This window comes from Streptococcus mitis (assembly GCF_902159415.1).
GTDB lineage: Bacteria > Bacillota > Bacilli > Lactobacillales > Streptococcaceae > Streptococcus > Streptococcus mitis_BG.
The window spans coordinates 1133254-1151842 of sequence record NZ_CABGJU010000001.1 but is presented as its reverse complement, the minus strand read 5'-3'; the positions used below and the strand labels follow the sequence as shown (position 1 = coordinate 1151842).

Annotated in this window: 22 protein-coding genes; 20 read left to right on the top strand and 2 right to left on the bottom strand. The window is 40.8% G+C overall.

Going from position 1 to position 18589, the window contains the following annotated elements; genetic code table 11:
- Positions 1 to 11 precede the first annotated feature (11 nt).
- The 10 genes from FN031_RS06095 to pflA all read left to right on the top strand — a co-directional run bounded on the left by FN031_RS06095 (position 12) and on the right by pflA (position 9846).
- On the top strand, positions 12 to 1403 hold the full coding sequence (locus FN031_RS06095) for an SseB family protein (protein WP_142558535.1): 1392 nt from the start codon (positions 12 to 14) through the stop codon (positions 1401 to 1403).
- A gap of 30 nt (positions 1404 to 1433) precedes the next feature.
- Positions 1434 to 2306, top strand: coding sequence for a 16S rRNA (adenine(1518)-N(6)/adenine(1519)-N(6))-dimethyltransferase RsmA (rsmA, locus tag FN031_RS06090; RefSeq protein ID WP_142558533.1), 873 nt, complete (start codon positions 1434 to 1436; stop codon positions 2304 to 2306).
- A 1-nt stretch (position 2307) separates the two neighbouring features.
- The gene (gene rsgA / locus FN031_RS06085; RefSeq protein WP_142558531.1) at positions 2308 to 3186 is read left to right on the top strand and encodes a ribosome small subunit-dependent GTPase A; all 879 of its coding nucleotides are present in this window, start codon (positions 2308 to 2310) and stop codon (positions 3184 to 3186) included.
- Positions 3187 to 3196: 10 nt separating this feature from the next.
- Complete coding sequence (rpe, locus tag FN031_RS06080) at positions 3197 to 3853, top strand: ribulose-phosphate 3-epimerase (RefSeq protein ID WP_142558529.1); 657 nt, start codon at positions 3197 to 3199, stop codon at positions 3851 to 3853.
- Entirely contained in the window at positions 3816 to 4478 is a 663-nt protein-coding gene (locus tag FN031_RS06075) for a thiamine diphosphokinase (protein WP_142558527.1), read from the top strand. The genes rpe and FN031_RS06075 overlap by 38 nt, the downstream gene beginning before the upstream one ends.
- A 1-nt stretch (position 4479) precedes the next feature.
- On the top strand, positions 4480 to 5736 hold the full coding sequence (rmuC, locus tag FN031_RS06070) for a DNA recombination protein RmuC (RefSeq protein ID WP_142558525.1): 1257 nt from the start codon (positions 4480 to 4482) through the stop codon (positions 5734 to 5736).
- Positions 5726 to 6667: a 3'-5' exoribonuclease YhaM family protein gene (locus FN031_RS06065; RefSeq protein ID WP_142558524.1), complete on the top strand. Its 942-nt coding sequence runs from the start codon at positions 5726 to 5728 to the stop codon at positions 6665 to 6667. Before rmuC ends, FN031_RS06065 begins: the two co-directional genes overlap by 11 nt.
- A 101-nt stretch (positions 6668 to 6768) precedes the next feature.
- Complete coding sequence (gene purR, locus FN031_RS06060) at positions 6769 to 7593, top strand: pur operon repressor (RefSeq protein ID WP_142558522.1); 825 nt, start codon at positions 6769 to 6771, stop codon at positions 7591 to 7593.
- A gap of 72 nt (positions 7594 to 7665) precedes the next feature.
- Positions 7666 to 8922 carry a diaminopimelate decarboxylase gene (locus FN031_RS06055; protein ID WP_142558520.1) on the top strand — a complete coding sequence of 419 codons (1257 nt, stop codon included), beginning with the start codon at positions 7666 to 7668 and terminating at the stop codon, positions 8920 to 8922.
- Between the two features lie 129 nt (positions 8923 to 9051).
- Positions 9052 to 9846, top strand: a complete 795-nt coding sequence (gene pflA, locus FN031_RS06050) for a pyruvate formate-lyase-activating protein (protein WP_075566184.1) — start codon at positions 9052 to 9054, stop codon at positions 9844 to 9846.
- 71 nt (positions 9847 to 9917) lie between these two features.
- Here the strand turns inward: pflA and yidC are convergent, their stop codons facing one another.
- Both yidC and FN031_RS06040 read right to left on the bottom strand, forming a co-directional pair.
- Entirely contained in the window at positions 9918 to 10844 is a 927-nt protein-coding gene (yidC, locus tag FN031_RS06045) for a membrane protein insertase YidC (RefSeq protein WP_142558518.1), read from the bottom strand.
- A 78-nt stretch (positions 10845 to 10922) separates the two neighbouring features.
- On the bottom strand, positions 10923 to 11201 hold the full coding sequence (locus FN031_RS06040) for an acylphosphatase (RefSeq protein WP_142558516.1): 279 nt from the start codon (positions 11199 to 11201) through the stop codon (positions 10923 to 10925).
- Positions 11202 to 11234: 33 nt separating this feature from the next.
- Between FN031_RS06040 and FN031_RS06035 the strand changes: the two genes are divergently transcribed.
- The 10 genes from FN031_RS06035 to FN031_RS05990 all read left to right on the top strand — a co-directional run bounded on the left by FN031_RS06035 (position 11235) and on the right by FN031_RS05990 (position 18549).
- Entirely contained in the window at positions 11235 to 11975 is a 741-nt protein-coding gene (locus tag FN031_RS06035) for a TrmH family RNA methyltransferase (RefSeq protein ID WP_142558514.1), read from the top strand.
- Between the two features lie 52 nt (positions 11976 to 12027).
- Entirely contained in the window at positions 12028 to 12711 is a 684-nt protein-coding gene (locus FN031_RS06030; RefSeq protein ID WP_142558512.1) for a Bax inhibitor-1/YccA family protein, read from the top strand.
- Positions 12712 to 12806: 95 nt separating this feature from the next.
- Positions 12807 to 13799 (top strand): aspartate--ammonia ligase, encoded by a 993-nt coding sequence (asnA, locus tag FN031_RS06025; RefSeq protein ID WP_142558510.1) that lies wholly within the window; start codon positions 12807 to 12809, stop codon positions 13797 to 13799.
- 59 nt (positions 13800 to 13858) lie between these two features.
- Positions 13859 to 14398: a 16S rRNA (guanine(966)-N(2))-methyltransferase RsmD gene (gene rsmD / locus FN031_RS06020; protein ID WP_142558508.1), complete on the top strand. Its 540-nt coding sequence runs from the start codon at positions 13859 to 13861 to the stop codon at positions 14396 to 14398.
- Positions 14388 to 14876 (top strand): pantetheine-phosphate adenylyltransferase, encoded by a 489-nt coding sequence (gene coaD / locus FN031_RS06015; protein WP_142558506.1) that lies wholly within the window; start codon positions 14388 to 14390, stop codon positions 14874 to 14876. Before rsmD ends, coaD begins: the two co-directional genes overlap by 11 nt.
- Entirely contained in the window at positions 14860 to 15897 is a 1038-nt protein-coding gene (locus FN031_RS06010) for a SepM family pheromone-processing serine protease (protein ID WP_142558504.1), read from the top strand. The genes coaD and FN031_RS06010 overlap by 17 nt, the downstream gene beginning before the upstream one ends.
- Positions 15898 to 15953: 56 nt before the next feature.
- A complete protein-coding gene (locus FN031_RS06005; protein ID WP_142558502.1) occupies positions 15954 to 16184 on the top strand; it encodes a DUF1146 family protein in 231 nt (76 codons plus the stop codon).
- A 25-nt stretch (positions 16185 to 16209) separates the two neighbouring features.
- Positions 16210 to 17496 (top strand): UDP-N-acetylglucosamine 1-carboxyvinyltransferase, encoded by a 1287-nt coding sequence (gene murA, locus FN031_RS06000; RefSeq protein WP_142558500.1) that lies wholly within the window; start codon positions 16210 to 16212, stop codon positions 17494 to 17496.
- Positions 17483 to 17677, top strand: coding sequence for a DNA-directed RNA polymerase subunit beta (locus FN031_RS05995; protein WP_142558498.1), 195 nt, complete (start codon positions 17483 to 17485; stop codon positions 17675 to 17677). The genes murA and FN031_RS05995 overlap by 14 nt, the downstream gene beginning before the upstream one ends.
- Before the next feature lie 41 nt (positions 17678 to 17718).
- Positions 17719 to 18549, top strand: coding sequence for a DNA/RNA non-specific endonuclease (locus FN031_RS05990; protein WP_142558496.1), 831 nt, complete (start codon positions 17719 to 17721; stop codon positions 18547 to 18549).
- Positions 18550 to 18589 lie beyond the last annotated feature (40 nt).

The following is an 18589-nucleotide window of genomic DNA, read 5'->3' as shown; positions in this document are numbered from 1 at the left end:
AAGGAGAATTTATGGGAATCTTTGACTATTTGAAAAAGACTGAAGCGGAAGAAGAGTCTAAAAACAATGCATGTGTGGGAGTTTTGGACTTTCTCCCAATGAAGGAAACGAATCAATTATTGATCGTTGGGAGTTTAGAAGGCAGTCTCAAGGTTGGGGATCAGTTGCAGTTTTGCAATCCTGACCAAGGAATGGAAAGTCTTGGTACTGTAGAGGTTAAAAAACTCAGCAGTCAAAACAAAGATGCAGATAGTCTAACGGATCAAGTTCTCGCCCATCTAGTGGTTGATAGGATTCCTTCTTTGGATAAACTGAAAAAAGGAAGTGTGCTCTTTAGTTCAGGTGTTGAGGAAGAGCAAAAATCATCTAGCTATTCAGATGCTCTTTATCGTGCTTTTGTAGCCATCCAAGATGGTCAGTTAACAAATGAAGACTATTTGGCAGCTACCCTTGATGACAGCGTAGAGATTTTACGTCTCTTTTTATGGAAATGCCGTCAAAATCAGGAAACTGAAAGTGAAGAAAGCTATCAAGCCAACACTCGCAAGTTGGAACGTCTAGCGGAAATCGTCAAAGACAAGTTGTTAGCAACAGATTCTGTTTATGCAGTGTATTCGGAAAAAACGGGCGAACCTTACCTCTTTTCAACTACTTATGACAGGGGCGAAGAGGGCTATTTATGTACTGATCCTATGATCATGCTTTTGACACCATCTTGGTATCGCCAATTCAAGGAAACCATTGACAGCCGACCAAACTCAGTCGTAAAACTGATTGAAAATACGGAAGATAAAAAAGGGATTGAGAATTTCCTTGGGACAGCCTTTTACTTAAACGGTGCCATGGGAGCAATCTTTAATTCCAAGGAAGTCAGCATCAGTGCCTCAGCCTTGGTTCAAAAACCAGATTTTTCTGATTTACCAAAAATACAAGTACCTGTCATGAATCCTGACTTGGTAAGATGGATGCTCTTGATGGGGCAGATGGACCAACCGACTACAGAAGAGCAAGAACTAGTTTATGGGCTTTACTACAAGTTCTTCTCTATGGCTATGCCTAAGGCAAAATTCTTGCTTCCATTAGATGCAACATCAGGATTCCCAGAGGATAATTCAGAAGGGAATTCCTTTGTTTTGGAAAAAGACGCTAACTTTAATATTCCCGTTAGAGAGGGAAAAGATGGACGAAATTCCGTCCCAGTCTTTACCGATTGGAAACGTCTGAGAATGGTCTTTGATGAAAAGTGGAATGGCATGATTGAAGAAGCTGGAGGCATGATTGAAGGCTTTGACTATGCCATAAACCCAACGGAATACTATGAAGCAGGTGCTTATGTTAGTCTAACAGCTTTTAAAGAAATGCAAGAGCTCAGTGACAAGCAAAGAGGAAGAGCTCAAGATTAGAAAGTTCTTTAAAATTAGAAAAGAGAATAAATGAGAATTGCAGATTATAGCGTGACCAAGGCAGTACTGGAGCGTCACGGTTTTACCTTTAAAAAATCCTTCGGGCAAAATTTCTTGACCGATACCAATATCCTTCAAAAAATTGTGAATACGGCTGAAATTGATGACCAGGTTAATGTTATTGAAATTGGTCCAGGTATTGGTGCCTTGACCGAATTTTTGGCGGAGCGTGCAGCAGAAGTTATGGCCTTTGAGATTGACCACCGTTTGGTACCAATTTTAGCAGATACCCTGCGTGATTTTGACAATGTGACCGTAGTCAACGAGGATATTCTCAAGGTCGATTTGGCGCAGCATATCCAGAATTTCAAAAATCCTGATTTGCCAATCAAGGTAGTAGCCAACTTGCCTTACTATATCACAACTCCTATTCTCATGCACTTGATTGAAAGTGGCATTCCTTTTAGCGAGTTTGTGGTCATGATGCAAAAAGAGGTGGCGGATCGTATCTCTGCTCAACCAAATACCAAGGCTTACGGGAGTTTGTCGATTGCTGTGCAGTATTACATGACAGCCAAGGTGGCCTTTATCGTGCCTCGGACGGTTTTTGTGCCAGCGCCAAATGTGGACTCAGCTATCCTGAAAATGGTACGTCGTCCAGAACCAGCGGTTGCGGTAGAAGACGAGAACTTTTTCTTTAAAGTTTCTAAGGCCAGCTTCACTCACCGCCGTAAGACCTTGTGGAACAACTTGACAGGTTACTTTGGGAAAACTGAGGAAATCAAGGACAAACTGACCAAGGCGTTGGATCAGGCTGGACTGGCACCGAGTGTACGTGGTGAAGCTCTCAGCTTGGCAGAATTTGCCAGTCTAGCAGACGCGCTTAAAGGACAAGGACTCTAAGATGCAGGGACAAATCATTAAAGCCTTGGCTGGCTTCTACTATGTGGAGAGTGATGATCAGATTTATCAGACACGCGCGCGTGGGAATTTTCGTAAAAAAGGCCATACACCCTATGTTGGAGATTGGGTAGATTTTTCTGCGGAAGAGAACTCAGAAGGTTATATTTTAGAAATTCATGAACGAAAAAATAGTCTGGTTCGTCCACCCATTGTCAATATTGACCAGGCCGTTGTCATTATGTCCGTTAAAGAACCTGACTTTAATAGCAATTTATTGGATCGCTTCTTGGTTCTCTTGGAACATAAGGGCATTCATCCAATCGTTTATATTTCTAAAATGGACCTCTTGTCAGACCGAGGAGAACTGGATTTTTACGAGCAAACCTATCGAGCAATCGGTTATGACTTTGTAACCAGTAAAGAGGAGCTCTTGCCACTATTGACAAAGAAGGTGACAGTTTTTATGGGGCAGACAGGTGTTGGTAAGTCAACCCTTCTTAATAAAATCGCACCGGATCTCAATCTAGAGACGGGAGAAATCTCTGATAGTCTGGGTCGTGGTCGCCATACTACTCGAGCTGTTAGTTTTTACAATCTCAATGGTGGGAAAATAGCAGACACGCCAGGATTTTCATCTCTGGATTATGAAGTATCAAGTGCTGAAGAGCTGAACCAGGCCTTTCCAGAGATTGCTAGTGTCAGTCGCGACTGTAAGTTCCGTACTTGTACGCATACTCATGAGCCTTCCTGTGCGGTTAAGCCAGCAGTAGAAGAAGGCATCATTGCGAACTTCCGTTTTGATAATTATTTGCAATTCCTCAGTGAGATTGAGAATCGCAGAGAAACCTATAAAAAAGTCAGCAAAAAAATTCCAAAATAAGGAGAAACCTATGTCTCAATACAAGATTGCTCCGTCAATTCTGGCAGCAGATTATGCCAACTTTGAACGTGAAATCAAACGCCTAGAAGCAACTGGGGCAGAATATGCCCATATCGATATCATGGATGGTCATTTTGTACCACAAATTAGCTTTGGTGCAGGTGTAGTCGAGGCTCTTCGCCCTCATAGCAAAATGGTCTTTGACTGCCACTTGATGGTATCAAATCCTGAACACCATTTAGAAGACTTTGCGCGTGCAGGAGCAGATATCATCAGCATTCACGTAGAGGCAACACCTCATATCCATGGAGCTCTTCAAAAGATTCGCTCTCTTGGTGTCAAACCTTCGGTCGTCATCAATCCTGGAACACCAGTTGAAGCTATTAAGCATGTGCTTCACCTAGTTGACCAAGTCTTAGTCATGACAGTGAACCCTGGATTTGGTGGGCAAGCCTTTCTACCTGAAACCATGGACAAGGTTCGTGAGTTGGTTGCCCTTCGTGAGGAAAAAGGTTTGAATTTTGAAATTGAAGTGGATGGTGGGATTGATGACCAGACCATTTCTCAGGCTAAAGAAGCTGGTGCAACAGTTTTTGTAGCGGGATCTTATGTCTTTAAGGGAGATGTCAATGAACGAGTGCAAACTCTCAGAAAAGAACTGGACTAGGGTTGCAGTTTTTGCTGGTGGAGACCGTGGACATTATCGGACAGATTTTGATTGTTTTGTCGGTGTTGATCGAGGCTCACTCTGGGTACTGGAGGAAAAACTTCCTCTTGCTCTAGCAGTTGGTGATTTTGATTCTGTGACTGTAGAAGAACGTCAGTTGATTCAAGAACGTTCGCAACATTTTGTCCAAGCCCACCCAGAAAAAGATGATACCGATCTGGAACTAGCACTTTTAACGATTTTTGAAAAAAATCCTCAAGCTCAGGTGACCATCTTTGGTGCCCTTGGTGGTCGCATCGATCATATGCTAGCCAATGTCTTTCTTCCAAGCAATCCCAAATTAGCACCTTACATGCGTCAGATAGAGATTGAGGATGGACAAAATTTGATTAGCTATTGCCCAGAAGGTACCAGTCAACTAGAGCCGCGTTCGGACTATGATTATCTTGCTTTTATGCCTGTGAGGGATAGTCAGTTGACTATTACCGGAGCCAAGTATGAATTGACTGAGGCGAATTTTTTCTTTAAGAAAGTTTATGCTTCTAACGAATATATAGATAGGGGAGTTTCGGTGACTTGCCCAGATGGCTATGTAGTCGTGCTGCATAGCAAGGACAGGAGATAGGATGGAGATTATATTACTACTGTTATTAATAGCTAACCTAGCCGGCCTCTTTCTCATTTGGCAAAGGCAGGATAGGCAGGAGAAATATCTGACCAAGAGTTTAGAAGACCAGGCAGATCATCTTTCAGACCAGCTAGATTATCGTTTTGAACAAGCGCGACAAGCAAGCCAGCTGGACCAAAAAAATCTAGAAGTGGCTGTTAGCGACCGTTTGCAGGAGGTGCGGATCGAATTGCACCAAGGCTTGACTCAGGTGCGCCAGGAGATGAATGAAAACCTTCTTCAAACCAGAGACAAGACCGACCAACGCCTCCAAGCCCTGCAGGAGTCAAATGAGCAACGTTTAGAGCAAATGCGTCAAACGGTTGAGGAAAAGTTAGAAAAAACCTTGCAGACACGCTTGCAAGCGTCTTTCGAGACAGTTTCAAAACAACTGGAATCTGTCAATCGCGGCCTTGGAGAAATGCAGACGGTTGCCCGTGATGTAGGCGCTCTTAATAAGGTCTTATCTGGTACAAAAACTAGAGGAATTCTAGGAGAATTACAACTGGGGCAGATTATCGAAGATATCATGACACCTGCTCAGTATGAACGAGAATTTGCAACGGTTGATAATTCTAGTGAACGAGTAGAATACGCCATCAAGTTGCCTGGGCAAGGTGACCAAGAACATGTCTATCTACCGATTGACTCCAAGTTTCCACTGGCGGATTATTACCGCTTAGAAGAGGCTTATGAAGCAGGTGATAAGGATGAGATTGAGCGTTGTCGTAAATCTCTCCTAGCAAGTGTTAAACGTTTTGCCAAAGATATCAAGAGCAAGTACATAGCACCGCCAAGGACGACCAATTTTGGTGTCTTGTTTGTACCAACAGAAGGACTCTATTCAGAAATCGTTCGTAATCCGATTTTCTTTGATGATTTGAGACGGGAGGAGCAGATTATTGTCGCAGGTCCAAGTACCTTGTCAGCCCTCCTTAATTCACTTTCAGTTGGCTTCAAGACTCTCAATATCCAAAAGAGTGCAGATCATATTAGTAAAACCCTAGCTAGTGTCAAGACTGAATTTGGAAAATTTGGTGGCATCTTAGTCAAGGCCCAAAAACATCTGCAACATGCCTCTGGCAATATTGATGATCTATTAAACCGTCGCACCACAGCTATCGAGCGAACTCTCCGACATATTGAATTGTCAGAAGGTGAGTCTATGCTTGATTTGCTCCAGTTCCAAGAAGATGAGGAAGAATATGAAGATTAGTCACATGAAGAAAGACGAGTACTTTGAAGGTTTTTACCTGATTAAGTCAGCTGATTTAAGGCAAACTCGTGCAGGAAAAAACTACCTTGCTTTTACCTTCCAGGATGATAGCGGCGAGATTGAAGGTAAGTTATGGGATGCTCAACCGCATAACGTTGCAGCCTTTACAGCAGGTAAAGTAGTCCATATGCAAGGACGAAGAGAAGTGTATAATAACACTCCACAAGTCAATCAAATTACACTGCGTTTGCCTCAGACTGGAGAGCCTAATGATCCAGCTGATTTTAAGATAAAATCTCCAGTAGACGTCAAGGAAATCCGTGATTACATGGCTCAGATGATTTTCAAGATTGAAAATCCTATCTGGCAACGTATCGTTAGGAGTCTTTATACTAAGTACGATAAGCAGTTTTATTCGTACCCAGCCGCTAAAACTAATCACCATGCCTTTGAAACAGGCTTGGCCTATCATACAGCTACAATGGTACGTTTGGCTGATGCAATAGGAGAAGTTTATCCTCAACTCAATAAAAGTCTATTATATGCAGGAATCATGCTCCATGATTTAGCTAAAGTCATCGAGTTAACGGGACCCGATCAGACTGAGTATACAGTGAGAGGAAATCTTTTAGGGCACATTGCTTTGATTGACAGTGAAATTACCAAGACAGTCTCAGAGCTTGGAATCGATGATACCAAAGAAGAGGTTGTCCTTCTTCGTCATGTCATTCTCAGTCACCATGGTCTCCTTGAGTACGGAAGCCCAGTCCGTCCACGCATTATGGAGGCAGAGATTATTCACATGATTGACAATCTGGACGCAAGTATGATGATGATGTCAACGGCTCTCGCTCTTGTTGATGAGGGAGAAATGACCAATAAGGTCTTTGCTATGGACAATCGTTCCTTCTACAAACCAAAATTAGACTAGAAACTAAAAAAATGAACTTTATTTTGATAATAAAGTTCGTTTTTTTACTGTATTATGTTATAATGAGAAAAAGACTAAATAAAAAGAACGGTGAATACGTAATGAAATTAAGAAGAAGTGACCGGATGGTTGTGATTTCTAATTATTTGATCAACAATCCTTATAAATTAACTAGCCTCAATACTTTTGCAGAAAAGTATGAATCAGCTAAATCTTCTATTTCAGAAGATATCGTCATCATCAAACGCGCTTTTGAAGAGATTGAAATTGGTCATATCCAAACAGTGACAGGTGCAGGTGGAGGAGTTATTTTTACACCATCTATTTCTACCCAAGATTCTAAAGATATTATTAATGAGTTACGTGAAAAACTCTCAGAAAGCGACCGTATCCTTCCAGGTGGCTACATTTATCTATCGGATCTGCTCAGCACACCGTCCATTTTGAAAAATATTGGTCGCATTATTGCTAAGAGCTTTATAGATCAAAAGATTGATGCAGTTATGACTGTGGCAACCAAAGGGGTTCCGCTTGCTAATGCAGTTGCTAATGTCCTCAATGTACCTTTTGTCATTGTCCGTCGAGACTTGAAAATCACAGAAGGTTCGACCGTAAGTGTCAACTACGTTTCAGGTTCTAGCGACCGTATTGAAAAAATGTTCCTTTCAAAACGTAGCCTCAAAGCGGGAAGTCGTGTTTTAATCGTCGATGACTTCTTGAAGGGTGGAGGAACTATTAACGGTATGATTAGCCTTTTAACAGAGTTTGATTCTGAGTTAGCTGGTGTAGCTGTCTTTGCTGATAATGCGCAGGAAGATCGTGAACAGCAGTTTGACTACAAATCACTCTTAAAAGTTACCAATATTGATGTGAAGAACCAACAAATTGAAGTTGAAGTTGGGAATATCTTTGACGCAGAAAAATAAGAGATAATAAGATACTTAAAGGTTGGAACTTTCGTCCCAGCCTTTCTTTGATAATGAATATGAAGGAGCCCTATGAAGACGCCATTTATTAAACGTGAAGACTTAGAAAAGATTGTTGAAGAGTTTCCAACTCCATTCCATATCTACGATGAAAAAGGTATTCGCGAGAAAGCACGCGTAGTAAACAAAGCCTTTTCATGGAATAAAGGTTTTAAAGAATACTTCGCTGTAAAAGCGACCCCAACACCAGCTATCTTGAAGATTTTGCAAGAAGAAGGATGTGGAGTTGATTGCTCTAGTTATGTAGAGCTCTTGATGAGCCATAAATTAGGTTTTTCTGGCTCAGATATCATGTTCTCGTCAAATAATACTCCTGACCAAGAGTATGCTTATGCTAAAAAATTGGGTGCCACAATCAATTTGGATGCCTTTGAAGATATTGAACATCTGAAGCGTGCAGTAGGGATTCCTCATATTATCTCCTGCCGTTACAATCCTGGTGGAGTATTTGAATTAGGAACGGATATTATGGATCATCCTGGTGAAGCTAAGTTCGGGATGACCAAGGATCAGCTCTTTGAAGCCTTTACCATCCTCAAAGAAAAAGGAGCTAAAACCTTTGGGATTCATTCCTTCCTAGCTTCTAATACTGTGACTCATCTCTATTATCCAGAATTGGCACGTCAGCTTTTTGAATTAGCTGTAGAAATAAAAGATAAATTAGGAATCTCCCTTGATTTCATCAATCTTTCTGGAGGAATCGGGGTCAACTACCGCCCAGAACAAGAGCCCAATGATATTGCTTTAATTGGTGAGGGTGTTCGTCAGGTGTATGAAGAGGTCCTCACACCCGCAGATCTTGGGGAAGTCAAGATTTTCACAGAACTAGGACGCTTTATGTTGGCACCTCATGGTGTCTTGGTTACAAAAGTAACTCATAAAAAGAAGACTTATCGGACTTATCTCGGAGTAGATGCATCTGCTGTCAATCTAATGAGACCAGCTATGTATGGCGCTTACCATCACATCACCAATATGATGAATCCTGATGGTCAGACTGAAATAGTCGATGTTGTGGGATCTCTCTGTGAAAACAACGATAAGTTTGCAGTTAATCGTGAACTGCCTCAGACAGAAATTGGAGATCTGTTGGTTATTCATGATACAGGAGCTCATGGATTTTCTATGGGCTATCAGTACAATGCTAAACTACGCTCAGCTGAAATCCTCTACACAGAAGATGGAAAGGCAAGAAAAATCCGCCGAGCTGAGCGACCGGAAGATTATTTTGCAACCTTATATGGCTTTGATTTTGACAAGGATGAATAGAGTTTTTGAAAATCGTGAAAGTTGAAAGAAAAAAATAGCTTGTTTTCTAAAAAGTAAACAAAAATCCTTGTTTTTCCTTTTAGTCGTGATATAATAAAGCTATAAACCGGTTTCAAGAAAGGGAACGACATGAGTGAAGAAACAATTGATTATGGACAAGTGACAGGGATGGTACACTCAACAGAGAGTTTTGGTTCTGTTGATGGACCGGGTATTCGTTTTATTGTGTTTCTTCAGGGATGTCAAATGCGTTGCCAGTACTGTCATAACCCAGATACATGGGCTATGGAAACTAATAAATCTCGTGAACGAACAGTGGACGATGTTTTAGAAGAAGCTCTTCGTTATCGTGGCTTCTGGGGCAAAAAGGGTGGTATTACAGTCAGCGGTGGAGAAGCTCTACTTCAAATTGATTTTTTGATTGCCCTCTTTACAAAGGCAAAAGAAAAAGGTATCCACTGTACCCTTGATACCTGTGCTCTTCCATTCCGTAATAAACCACGGTATCTTGAAAAATTCAATAAGCTTATGGATGTGACAGATTTGGTTCTTCTTGACATCAAGGAAATTAATGAGGAGCAACATAAGATCGTAACCAGTCAGACAAATAAAAACATCTTAGCTTGTGCTCAGTATCTATCAGATATTGGCAAGCCTGTTTGGATTCGTCACGTGCTAGTTCCTGGATTGACAGACCGTGATGAAGATTTGATTGAACTTGGTAAGTTCGTAAAAACTCTTAAAAATGTTGATAAGTTTGAAATCTTACCTTACCACACCATGGGAGAGTTCAAATGGCGCGAGCTTGGCATTCCGTATTCTCTTGAAGGAGTTAAACCTCCGACAGCAGAACGTGTGAAGAATGCTAAGGAATTGATGGATACAGAAAGCTATCAAGATTACATGAAACGTGTACATGGATAAAAAGAAGCCTGATGGGAACATCGGGCTTTTGTGATATTAAAAAAGCTTAGCTAGGATGCTAAGCCCTTTTTTTATCTAGAATGTTGTTTTCCAGAATTGCGTTTTTTATTTTTCTTCTTAGCAGAAGTTGAGATAATTGCGGCTGATTCAGGAGTTACATCTTTACGAGCAGCTGAAGTTTTACTTGCTTTTGGTGGGTTCTTGGCATATTCTTCACGTACTTTTTTACGAAGTTTTGGACGAACAATGTAGTTGATAATGAATTGTTGAAGAATCATCATGAAACCACCGACAACCCAGTAAAGAGTTACACTGGCTGGTGAGAAGATTGAGAACATGACGATCATCATCGGACTCATGTAAATCATCTTCTTGATTTGTTCTCTTTGAGTTTCGTCTTCAACCCCATGAAGAGAAAGAAGTGATTGTAGATAGTAGAGAACACCTGCGAAGGCCACTAAAATCCAACTTGGTGAGCCAAGTTCAATTCCTAGGAAGCTAGCTTCAGCAACTCCTTCTGTATGTTGAGCTGCAAAGTAGATAGCTGAGAAGAACGGCATTTGAAGCAAGAGTGGGAAACATCCTACTCCGCCAAACATGCTGATACCGTGCTCTTTTTGAGCGGCGAAGAGAGCTTGTTGTGCTTCGAGTTTTTCTTCTTGTGTTTCTGCTTCCTTGAGTCGAGTTTGGTGTGGTTCAAGGACATGTTTGAGAGCGTTCATCTTTTCAGAATGAAGCGTTGCTTTCCAAGATTGATAGATACCAAGCGGTAAAATAATCAAACGGACAATAATTGTCACGATGATGATTCCGAGACCAAAACCAAGTCCCTGGTCGTTAGCGAAGTACTTGATGGCTTCAGCCATAGGTGCTCCGATTGTATTCCAAATCAATCCTGTAGGCTGTCCTGTTGCTTTATCAACCTGAACACAACCTGTCAAGACTAATAGCATAGCCATTCCCATAGCTGAAATGGCAAAACGTTTTAATAATTTCACTATTTTTTATTCCTTATCTAAAAATTATACCTTTCTATTCTACTGTTTTTTTAGAAAATATACAATAGTTCTAGAGACCTAATTTGCGACTTTGAAATCCGGATAGGAAGGGAAGTTGCTCAGTTGCACATCTAGGTAGGTTACTTTTGAGAAGGGAGTTGGTCCTTTTCTGATTTCTTGGATAAACTTGGCCATAATAGCTGAAGACTCTGCTTGGGCAAGGATTTCAACAGTTCCATCATCGTTGTTCCATACACGACCAGTGATGCCACCTAGTTCGAGGGCAAGGGTGTAGACACCCCAGCGGAAACCAACTCCTTGGACACGACCTTGGGCAATCATTTTAACCTTTTGCATACCAAACCTCCTTGATTATGTTATAATATTTCTATGACTATTATAACCTCAAAAGCCAATTCTGTGGTAAAAAATGCCAAGAAATTACATCAAAAAAAATATCGAAAGTCTTCTTATTTAATTGAAGGATGGCATTTGTTTGAGGAGGCTATTCAAGCAGGTGCTACCATTGAAACAATATTTGCTTTGATTGAGCATGGTGAAAATTTAGAAACTTATCCTCAGACTGTGTTTGTGTCGGAAGAAATCTTACTTGATTTAGCAGATTCGCAGACTCCTCAGGGAATCGTTGCCATTGTAAAAAAGGAGGAGGAGCAAGTACCGGATTTAGCCTCAGGGAAATACCTCTTCTTAGAAGATGTTCAGGATCCGGGAAATGTTGGCACAATGATCCGGACGGCAGATGCAGCAGGATTTTCGGGAGTCATTGTCTCGAGTAAATCAGCCGATATTTATAACTTGAAAACACTTCGTTCCATGCAAGGAAGTCATTTTCATTTGCCGATTTATCGAATGGCTGTTGATGCATTTATTGAAGAGGCGAAAAAGACTGCCTTACCGATATTAGCAACTACCCTATCTCAAAATTCTAAAGATTATCGTGAACTTGTTCGGCTAGAAGATTTTGCCTTGGTTATGGGAAATGAAGGTCAAGGTATTAGTCCATTAATGACGGAGCAAGCTGACCAGCTAGTTCACATCAACATGAAAGGGCGAGCGGAAAGTCTCAATGTGGCTATTGCGGCAGGCATCCTCATGTTTTATTTAAGTTAAAATAGTTTATTTTTGTTATAATCAGTAAAAAGATTTTATAAGGAGAAGTAATATGAATCAAACAATTATTCAAGAACGTTCTGGTTTAAATCAGTTTTATGCAAAAGTTTATGCCTTTGTTGGTATAGGAATTGCCTTATCTGCTCTTGTTTCAGCTTTAATGCTAACAGCCTTCCAAGATGTTCTCGTACAGTTAATGTTGAATGCACGTATATGGTTAATCGTGACAGGTGTGGTGGAAGTTGCTCTTGTAATTGCAGCGAGTAATATGGCTTATAAAAATAGTCCAGCAGCTCTTCCTATTTTCCTCATTTATTCTGTAATAAATGGTTTTTCGCTTAGTTTTATTGTGTCGCTATACCTTCCTGGGACAGTATTGACAGCTTTTATTTCTAGTGCAGCCCTCTTCTTTGTAATGGCTATCGTTGGGGTTGTCATTAAAAAAGATTTGAGTGGTTTGGGTCGAGCTTTGATTGCAGCCTTAATTGGACTTATTCTTGCCATGATTGTTAATATCTTCTTGAATAGTGGTCTATTTGACTATATCATTAGTATTGTCATGGTTCTTGTCTTTTCAGGTTTGATTGCTTGGGATAACCAAAAGATTCGTTATGTCTATGAAGGGTCAGATGGTCAGGTAGCTACAGGTTGGGCAATCTCTTTAGCTCTTGCACTTTATCTTGATTTCATTAACCTCTTCCTCAGCTTCTTGCGTATCTTTGGAAGTGACGATTAATACTTTTAGAGCTCAAATGAGCTCTTTTTTATTTTTTGCTTTTATTTTTACTGTCAAAAGGGTATAATCATCTTATTATTCAAAAGGAGAGATGTATGAAGAAAAGTTTTATCCATCAGCAAGAAGAGATTTCATTTGTAAAAAATACCTTCACTCAGTATTTGAAAGATAAATTGGAAGTGGTTGAAGTACAAGGTCCAATCTTGAGTAAGGTTGGTGATGGGATGCAGGACAACCTTTCAGGTATTGAAAATCCAGTTTCAGTTAAGGTTTTGCAGATTCCTAATGAAACCTATGAGGTAGTTCACTCGCTTGCTAAATGGAAACGTCATACCTTGGCTCGTTTTGGTTTTGGCGAAGGAGAGGGTCTCTTTGTTCACATGAAGGCGCTTCGACCGGATGAAGATTCGCTAGATGCGACTCACTCAGTCTATGTCGACCAGTGGGACTGGGAAAAGGTTATTCCAAACGGGCAACGTAATCTTGCTTACCTTAAAGAGACTGTAGAGAAAATATATAAGGCTATTCGCCTGACGGAACTTGCTGTGGAAGCTCGTTATGATATTGAGTCAATCTTACCCAAACAGATTACCTTTATCCACACAGAAGAACTGGTAGAACGCTACCCAGATTTGACTCCAAAAGAACGTGAAAATGCTATTTGTAAAGAGTTTGGTGCGGTCTTCTTAATTGGTATCGGTGGTGTATTGTCAGATGGAAAACCTCATGACGGACGTGCACCAGACTATGATGACTGGACAACAGAATCTGAAAATGGCTATCATGGATTGAATGGAGATATCCTTGTTTGGAATGATAACTTGGGAGCAGCCTTTGAGTTATCTTCAATGGGAATTCGTGTTGATGAAGATACTCTTCGCCGTCAAGTTGCGATTACAGGTGATGAAGATCGCCTATCACTTGAATGGCATAAAGCACTTTTAAATGGGCTTTTCCCATTGACAATTGGTGGAGGGATCGGACAGTCACGTATGGCGATGTTCTTGCTTCGTAAAAAGCACATTGGTGAAGTCCAAACCAGTGTTTGGCCACAAGAAGTCAGAGATACTTACGAAAATATTCTTTAAAGAATCGAACCGATAGGTTCGATTTTCTTATTTCATCAGAATTTGGTATAATATACCTTATGAAAATTGTATCAGGAATCTACGGAGGACGTCCTCTAAAGACGCTTGAAGGTAAAACGACCAGACCTACTTCAGATAAGGTTAGGGGTGCTATTTTTAATATGATTGGTCCCTACTTTGAAGGGGGACGTGTATTAGATCTCTATGCAGGGAGTGGCGGTTTATCTATTGAGGCTGTTTCAAGAGGCATGTCAAGCGCAGTACTAGTGGAGAAAGATCGAAGAGCTCAAAGTATTGTGAAAGAAAACATTCAGATGACAAAAGAAAGTTCTAAGTTTCAGTTACTGAAAATGGAAGCTGAACGGGCATTGGAGCAAGTGGATGGTGTCTTTGATCTCATCTTTTTGGACCCTCCCTATGCAAAGGAACAAATCGTATCCGACATTGAAAAAATGGCGGAGAGAAATCTTTTTTCAGATGATGTCATGGTGGTTTGCGAGACCGATAAATCAGTAGAGCTTCCAGAAGAAATTGCCTGTTTGGGCATCTGGAAGGAAAAAATATATGGAATTAGTAAGGTGACGGTTTATGTCAGATAAAATCGGGCTATTTACAGGTTCTTTTGATCCAATTACCATTGGTCATTTGGACCTTATCGAGCGTGCAAGTAAGCTCTTTGATCAATTGTATGTGGGAATTTTTTATAATCCACACAAAAATGGGTTTTTACCGATAGAAAGTCGGTTAAAGACTGTTGAAAAAGCAGTGGCACATCTAAAAAATATTCAGGTCATATCCTCTCATGATGAATTAGTCGTAGATGTTGCCAGAAAACTAGGTGTAGAGGTTTTGGTGCGTGGCTTGCGTAACGCGACTGATCTTCAGTACGAAGCCAGTTTTGATTTTTACAACCATCAATTAGCAGGAGAAATTGAGACAATCTATCTCCATGCTCGACCAGAGCATATTTACATCAGCTCTTCAGCTGTGAGAGAACTATTGAAATTTGGTCAAGATATCAGCGAGTATGTACCAAATGCTGTCTTGGAGGAGTTAAATAATGAAGAAAAAAACTAGATGGCCCATATATCTAATCATCGGGCTTATTGTCACTTTTATCGCTTTTACGGTGCCTCTACCTTATTACATTGAGGTGCCAGGGACTTCAGAAGATATTCGAAAGGTTTTACAAGTCAATAACCAACCGGACCGAGAAGAAGGTTCTTATCAATTTGTGACGGTTGGAGTTAAACACGCCAGAATGGTGGACTTGGTTTATGCTTGGTTAACACCTTTTACAGACATTCGTAGTGCCAAAGAGATGACAGGTGGTTCTTCAGATGCAGAATTTATGCGAATCAACCAGTTTTACATGGAAACTTCGCAAAACATGGCCAAATATCAGGGTCTGAAGTCGGCGGGTAAGGAGATCGAACTCAAATACCTGGGAGTCTATGTTTTGACCGTAACAGATAATTCAACCTTCAAGGGTATTCTCAATATTGCTGACACTGTAACAGCTGTGAACGATAAGACTTTTGAAAGTTCCAAGGAGATGGTCGACTACGTCAACTCTCAAACGCTAGGTGACAAGGTTAAGGTTACTTATCAAGAGGACGGGAAAGTCAAAACTGCTGAAGGAGAAATCATTACTCTGGAAAATGGGAAAAATGGGATTGGAATCGGTTTGATTGACCGCACAGAAGTGTCAAGTGATGTTCCAATCAAGTTTTCAACGGCTGGTATTGGTGGTCCAAGTGCAGGAATGATGTTTAGTTTATCCATCTATACTCAAATTGCAGACCCAACTCTTCGAAACGGACGCATTATTGCTGGTACAGGAAGTATCGATAGAGATGGAAATGTTGGCGATATTGGTGGGATTGACAAAAAAGTTGTTGCTGCAGCTAAAAATGGAGCTACTGTATTCTTTGCTCCAAATAATCCAGTCAATGAAGAGACTAAAAAAGCTAATCCTTATGCTAAAAACAACTATGATACAGCTTTAGAAGCTGCTGAAATGATTAAGACAGATATGAAGATTGTTCCAGTAAAAACACTTCAGGATGCGATAGACTATCTGAAAAACAATCCTTAAAAAGATAGTTAGTCCATAAACTAGCATAGAGCAAAAGAAGATGGTATAATAAGCCGATGATTCAATTATTTTTTACCCTTAGTAGTCATATGTTCTTTATTTACCTCGTCTTTCAACTTTTGAAGGATTTAGTCAAATGGAATCAGATTTTGAAGGTAACAAAGGAAAACGCAGGGAAAGTTCGACTCTTAGTAGCATTGATTAGTTTAGGATTAGGCTATCTTATTAGCTCCTTTTTCCTAAGTCTATTCCAACTATGGCAAGAAGCTGTTCGAACACTACTCTAAAATTGTAAGCAAAGGAAAATATTTTATGGAAAAAATTGTAGTCCAAGGTGGGGATAATCGCTTGGTAGGAAGTGTCACCATTGAGGGTGCAAAAAATGCAGTCTTACCCTTACTTGCTGCAACTGTTTTAGCAAGTGAAGGAAAAACTGTCTTAAAAAATGTCCCTATCTTATCAGATGTGTTTACCATGAATCAGGTAGTTCGTGGCTTGCATGCTCAAGTTGATTTCGATCAGGATGCTCATATTATCGAAGTTGATGCGACAGGTGATATCACAGAAGAAGCGCCATATAAGTATGTGAGCAAGATGCGTGCCTCTATTGTAGTTTTAGGACCAATTTTAGCACGTGTGGGACATGCAAAGGTTTCTATGCCTGGTGGCTGTACGATTGGTAGTCGTCCGATCGACCTTCACCTAAAGGGATTAGAGGCAATGGGCGCTCAGATTACTCAAACTGCTGGTTATATCGAGGCTAAGGCAGAACGCTTGCAAGGGGCCCATATTTATATGGACTTCCCTAGTGTTGGGGCTACTCAAAACTTGATGATGGCTGCTACTCTTGCTAATGGTGTCACTGTCCTTGAAAATGCTGCGCGTGAGCCAGAGATTGTGGATTTGGCTGTTCTACTAAATAAAATGGGTGCGAAGGTTAAGGGTGCTGGTACAGAAACTATTACCATCACTGGTGTTGAGAAGCTACACGGTGCTATACATAATGTTGTACAGGATCGTATTGAAGCGGGAACCTTCATGGTTGCAGCTGCTATGACTGGTGGAGACGTCTTAATCCAAGATGCCATTTGGGAACATAACCGTCCCTTGATTGCCAAGTTATTGGAAATGGGTGTTGAAGTAATCGATGAAGATGAAGGGATTCGTATTCGTTCTCAACGTGAGAAACTGAAAGCAGTTCATGTTAAGACCTTGCCACATCCAGGATTTCCAACAGATATGCAAGCTCAATTTACTGCCTTGATGACAGTGGCTCAAGGGGAGTCTACCATGGTGGAGACTGTGTTTGAAAATCGATTCCAGCATTTAGAAGAGATGCGTCGGATGGGCTTACACTCGGAAATTATCCGTGATACAGCTCGTATTATTGGTGGCCAACGTCTCCAGGGAGCTGAAGTTCTATCAACAGACTTACGAGCTAGTGCAGCCTTGATTTTAACAGGCCTAGTCGCTGAAGGTGAAACTGTTGTTGGTAAACTTGTCCATTTGGATAGAGGTTACTATCGTTTCCATGAAAAATTGGCTCAGCTAGGGGCTAAGATTGAACGGGTAAGTGTGGAAGCAGATGAAGATGAATAAGCAAGTCACATATGTATTACATCGCTTTTTGTTGGTGATTATAGTACTTCTAATAGGTATTTTAGCGCTTGCTATTGGTTTAATGATTGGCTATGGTATCTTAGGCAAAGGACAAGACCCATGGGCTATTTTGGCACCAGCAAAATGGCAAGAACTCATAACAAAATTTACAGGAAAATAGGCTGGGAGACCAGTCTTTTTCTAGGAAATTAAGGAGACACAATGGAAAAAAATACAAGACAGGCTCTAGTTGGTTTACTAATATTTCTGCTCTTGTCTGCAGGAAGTTACTACATCAAAGAGATGCAGGATTCCAATTCTGCGCCCCAGACGCAAGTAAAACAGAAGTCACAATTGTCGGATGCCCCCAGTAGAGAACTAGCGGAAAGCGTTCTGACAGATTCGGTTAAGAAACAAATAAAAGGTTCAATTGAATGGAACGGAGCAGGGGCTTTTATCATCAATGGTAATAAAACGAATCTAGATGCAAAGGTCTCAAGTCAACCCTATGCTGATAACAAAACCAAGACTGTGGGTGGTGAGACAGTTCCAACAGTAGCTAATGCCCTAATGTCTAAGGCAACAAGGCAGTATAAGGACCGTGAAGAAACCGGAAATGGCTCGACCTCTTGGACACCAGCAGGATGGCATCAAGTCAAAAATCTAAAAGGAACTTACAATCACGCAGTAGATAGAGGACATTTATTAGGCTATGCCTTGATTGGTGGTTTAGATGGCTTTGATGCATCTACTAGCAATCCTAAAAATATCGCTGTACAAACAGCCTGGGCCAATCAGGCCCGTGCAGATGACTCGACAGGTCAAAACTATTACGAAAGTTTAGTCCGAAAGGCCTTGGATCAAAATAAACGGGTTCGTTACCGTGTTACCCTTCTCTATGCAACAGACAAGGACTTAGTTCCATCTGCATCACAGATTGAAGCCAAATCTTCAGACGGAGAATTAGAGTTTAATGTAGTTATCCCAAATGTACAGACAGGTATCAAACTAGATTATCGTACAGGTGAAGTTACAGTGACAAAGGCTAAATAGATGAATGCCCTCATCTGACAAGATGGGGGATTTATTGTTG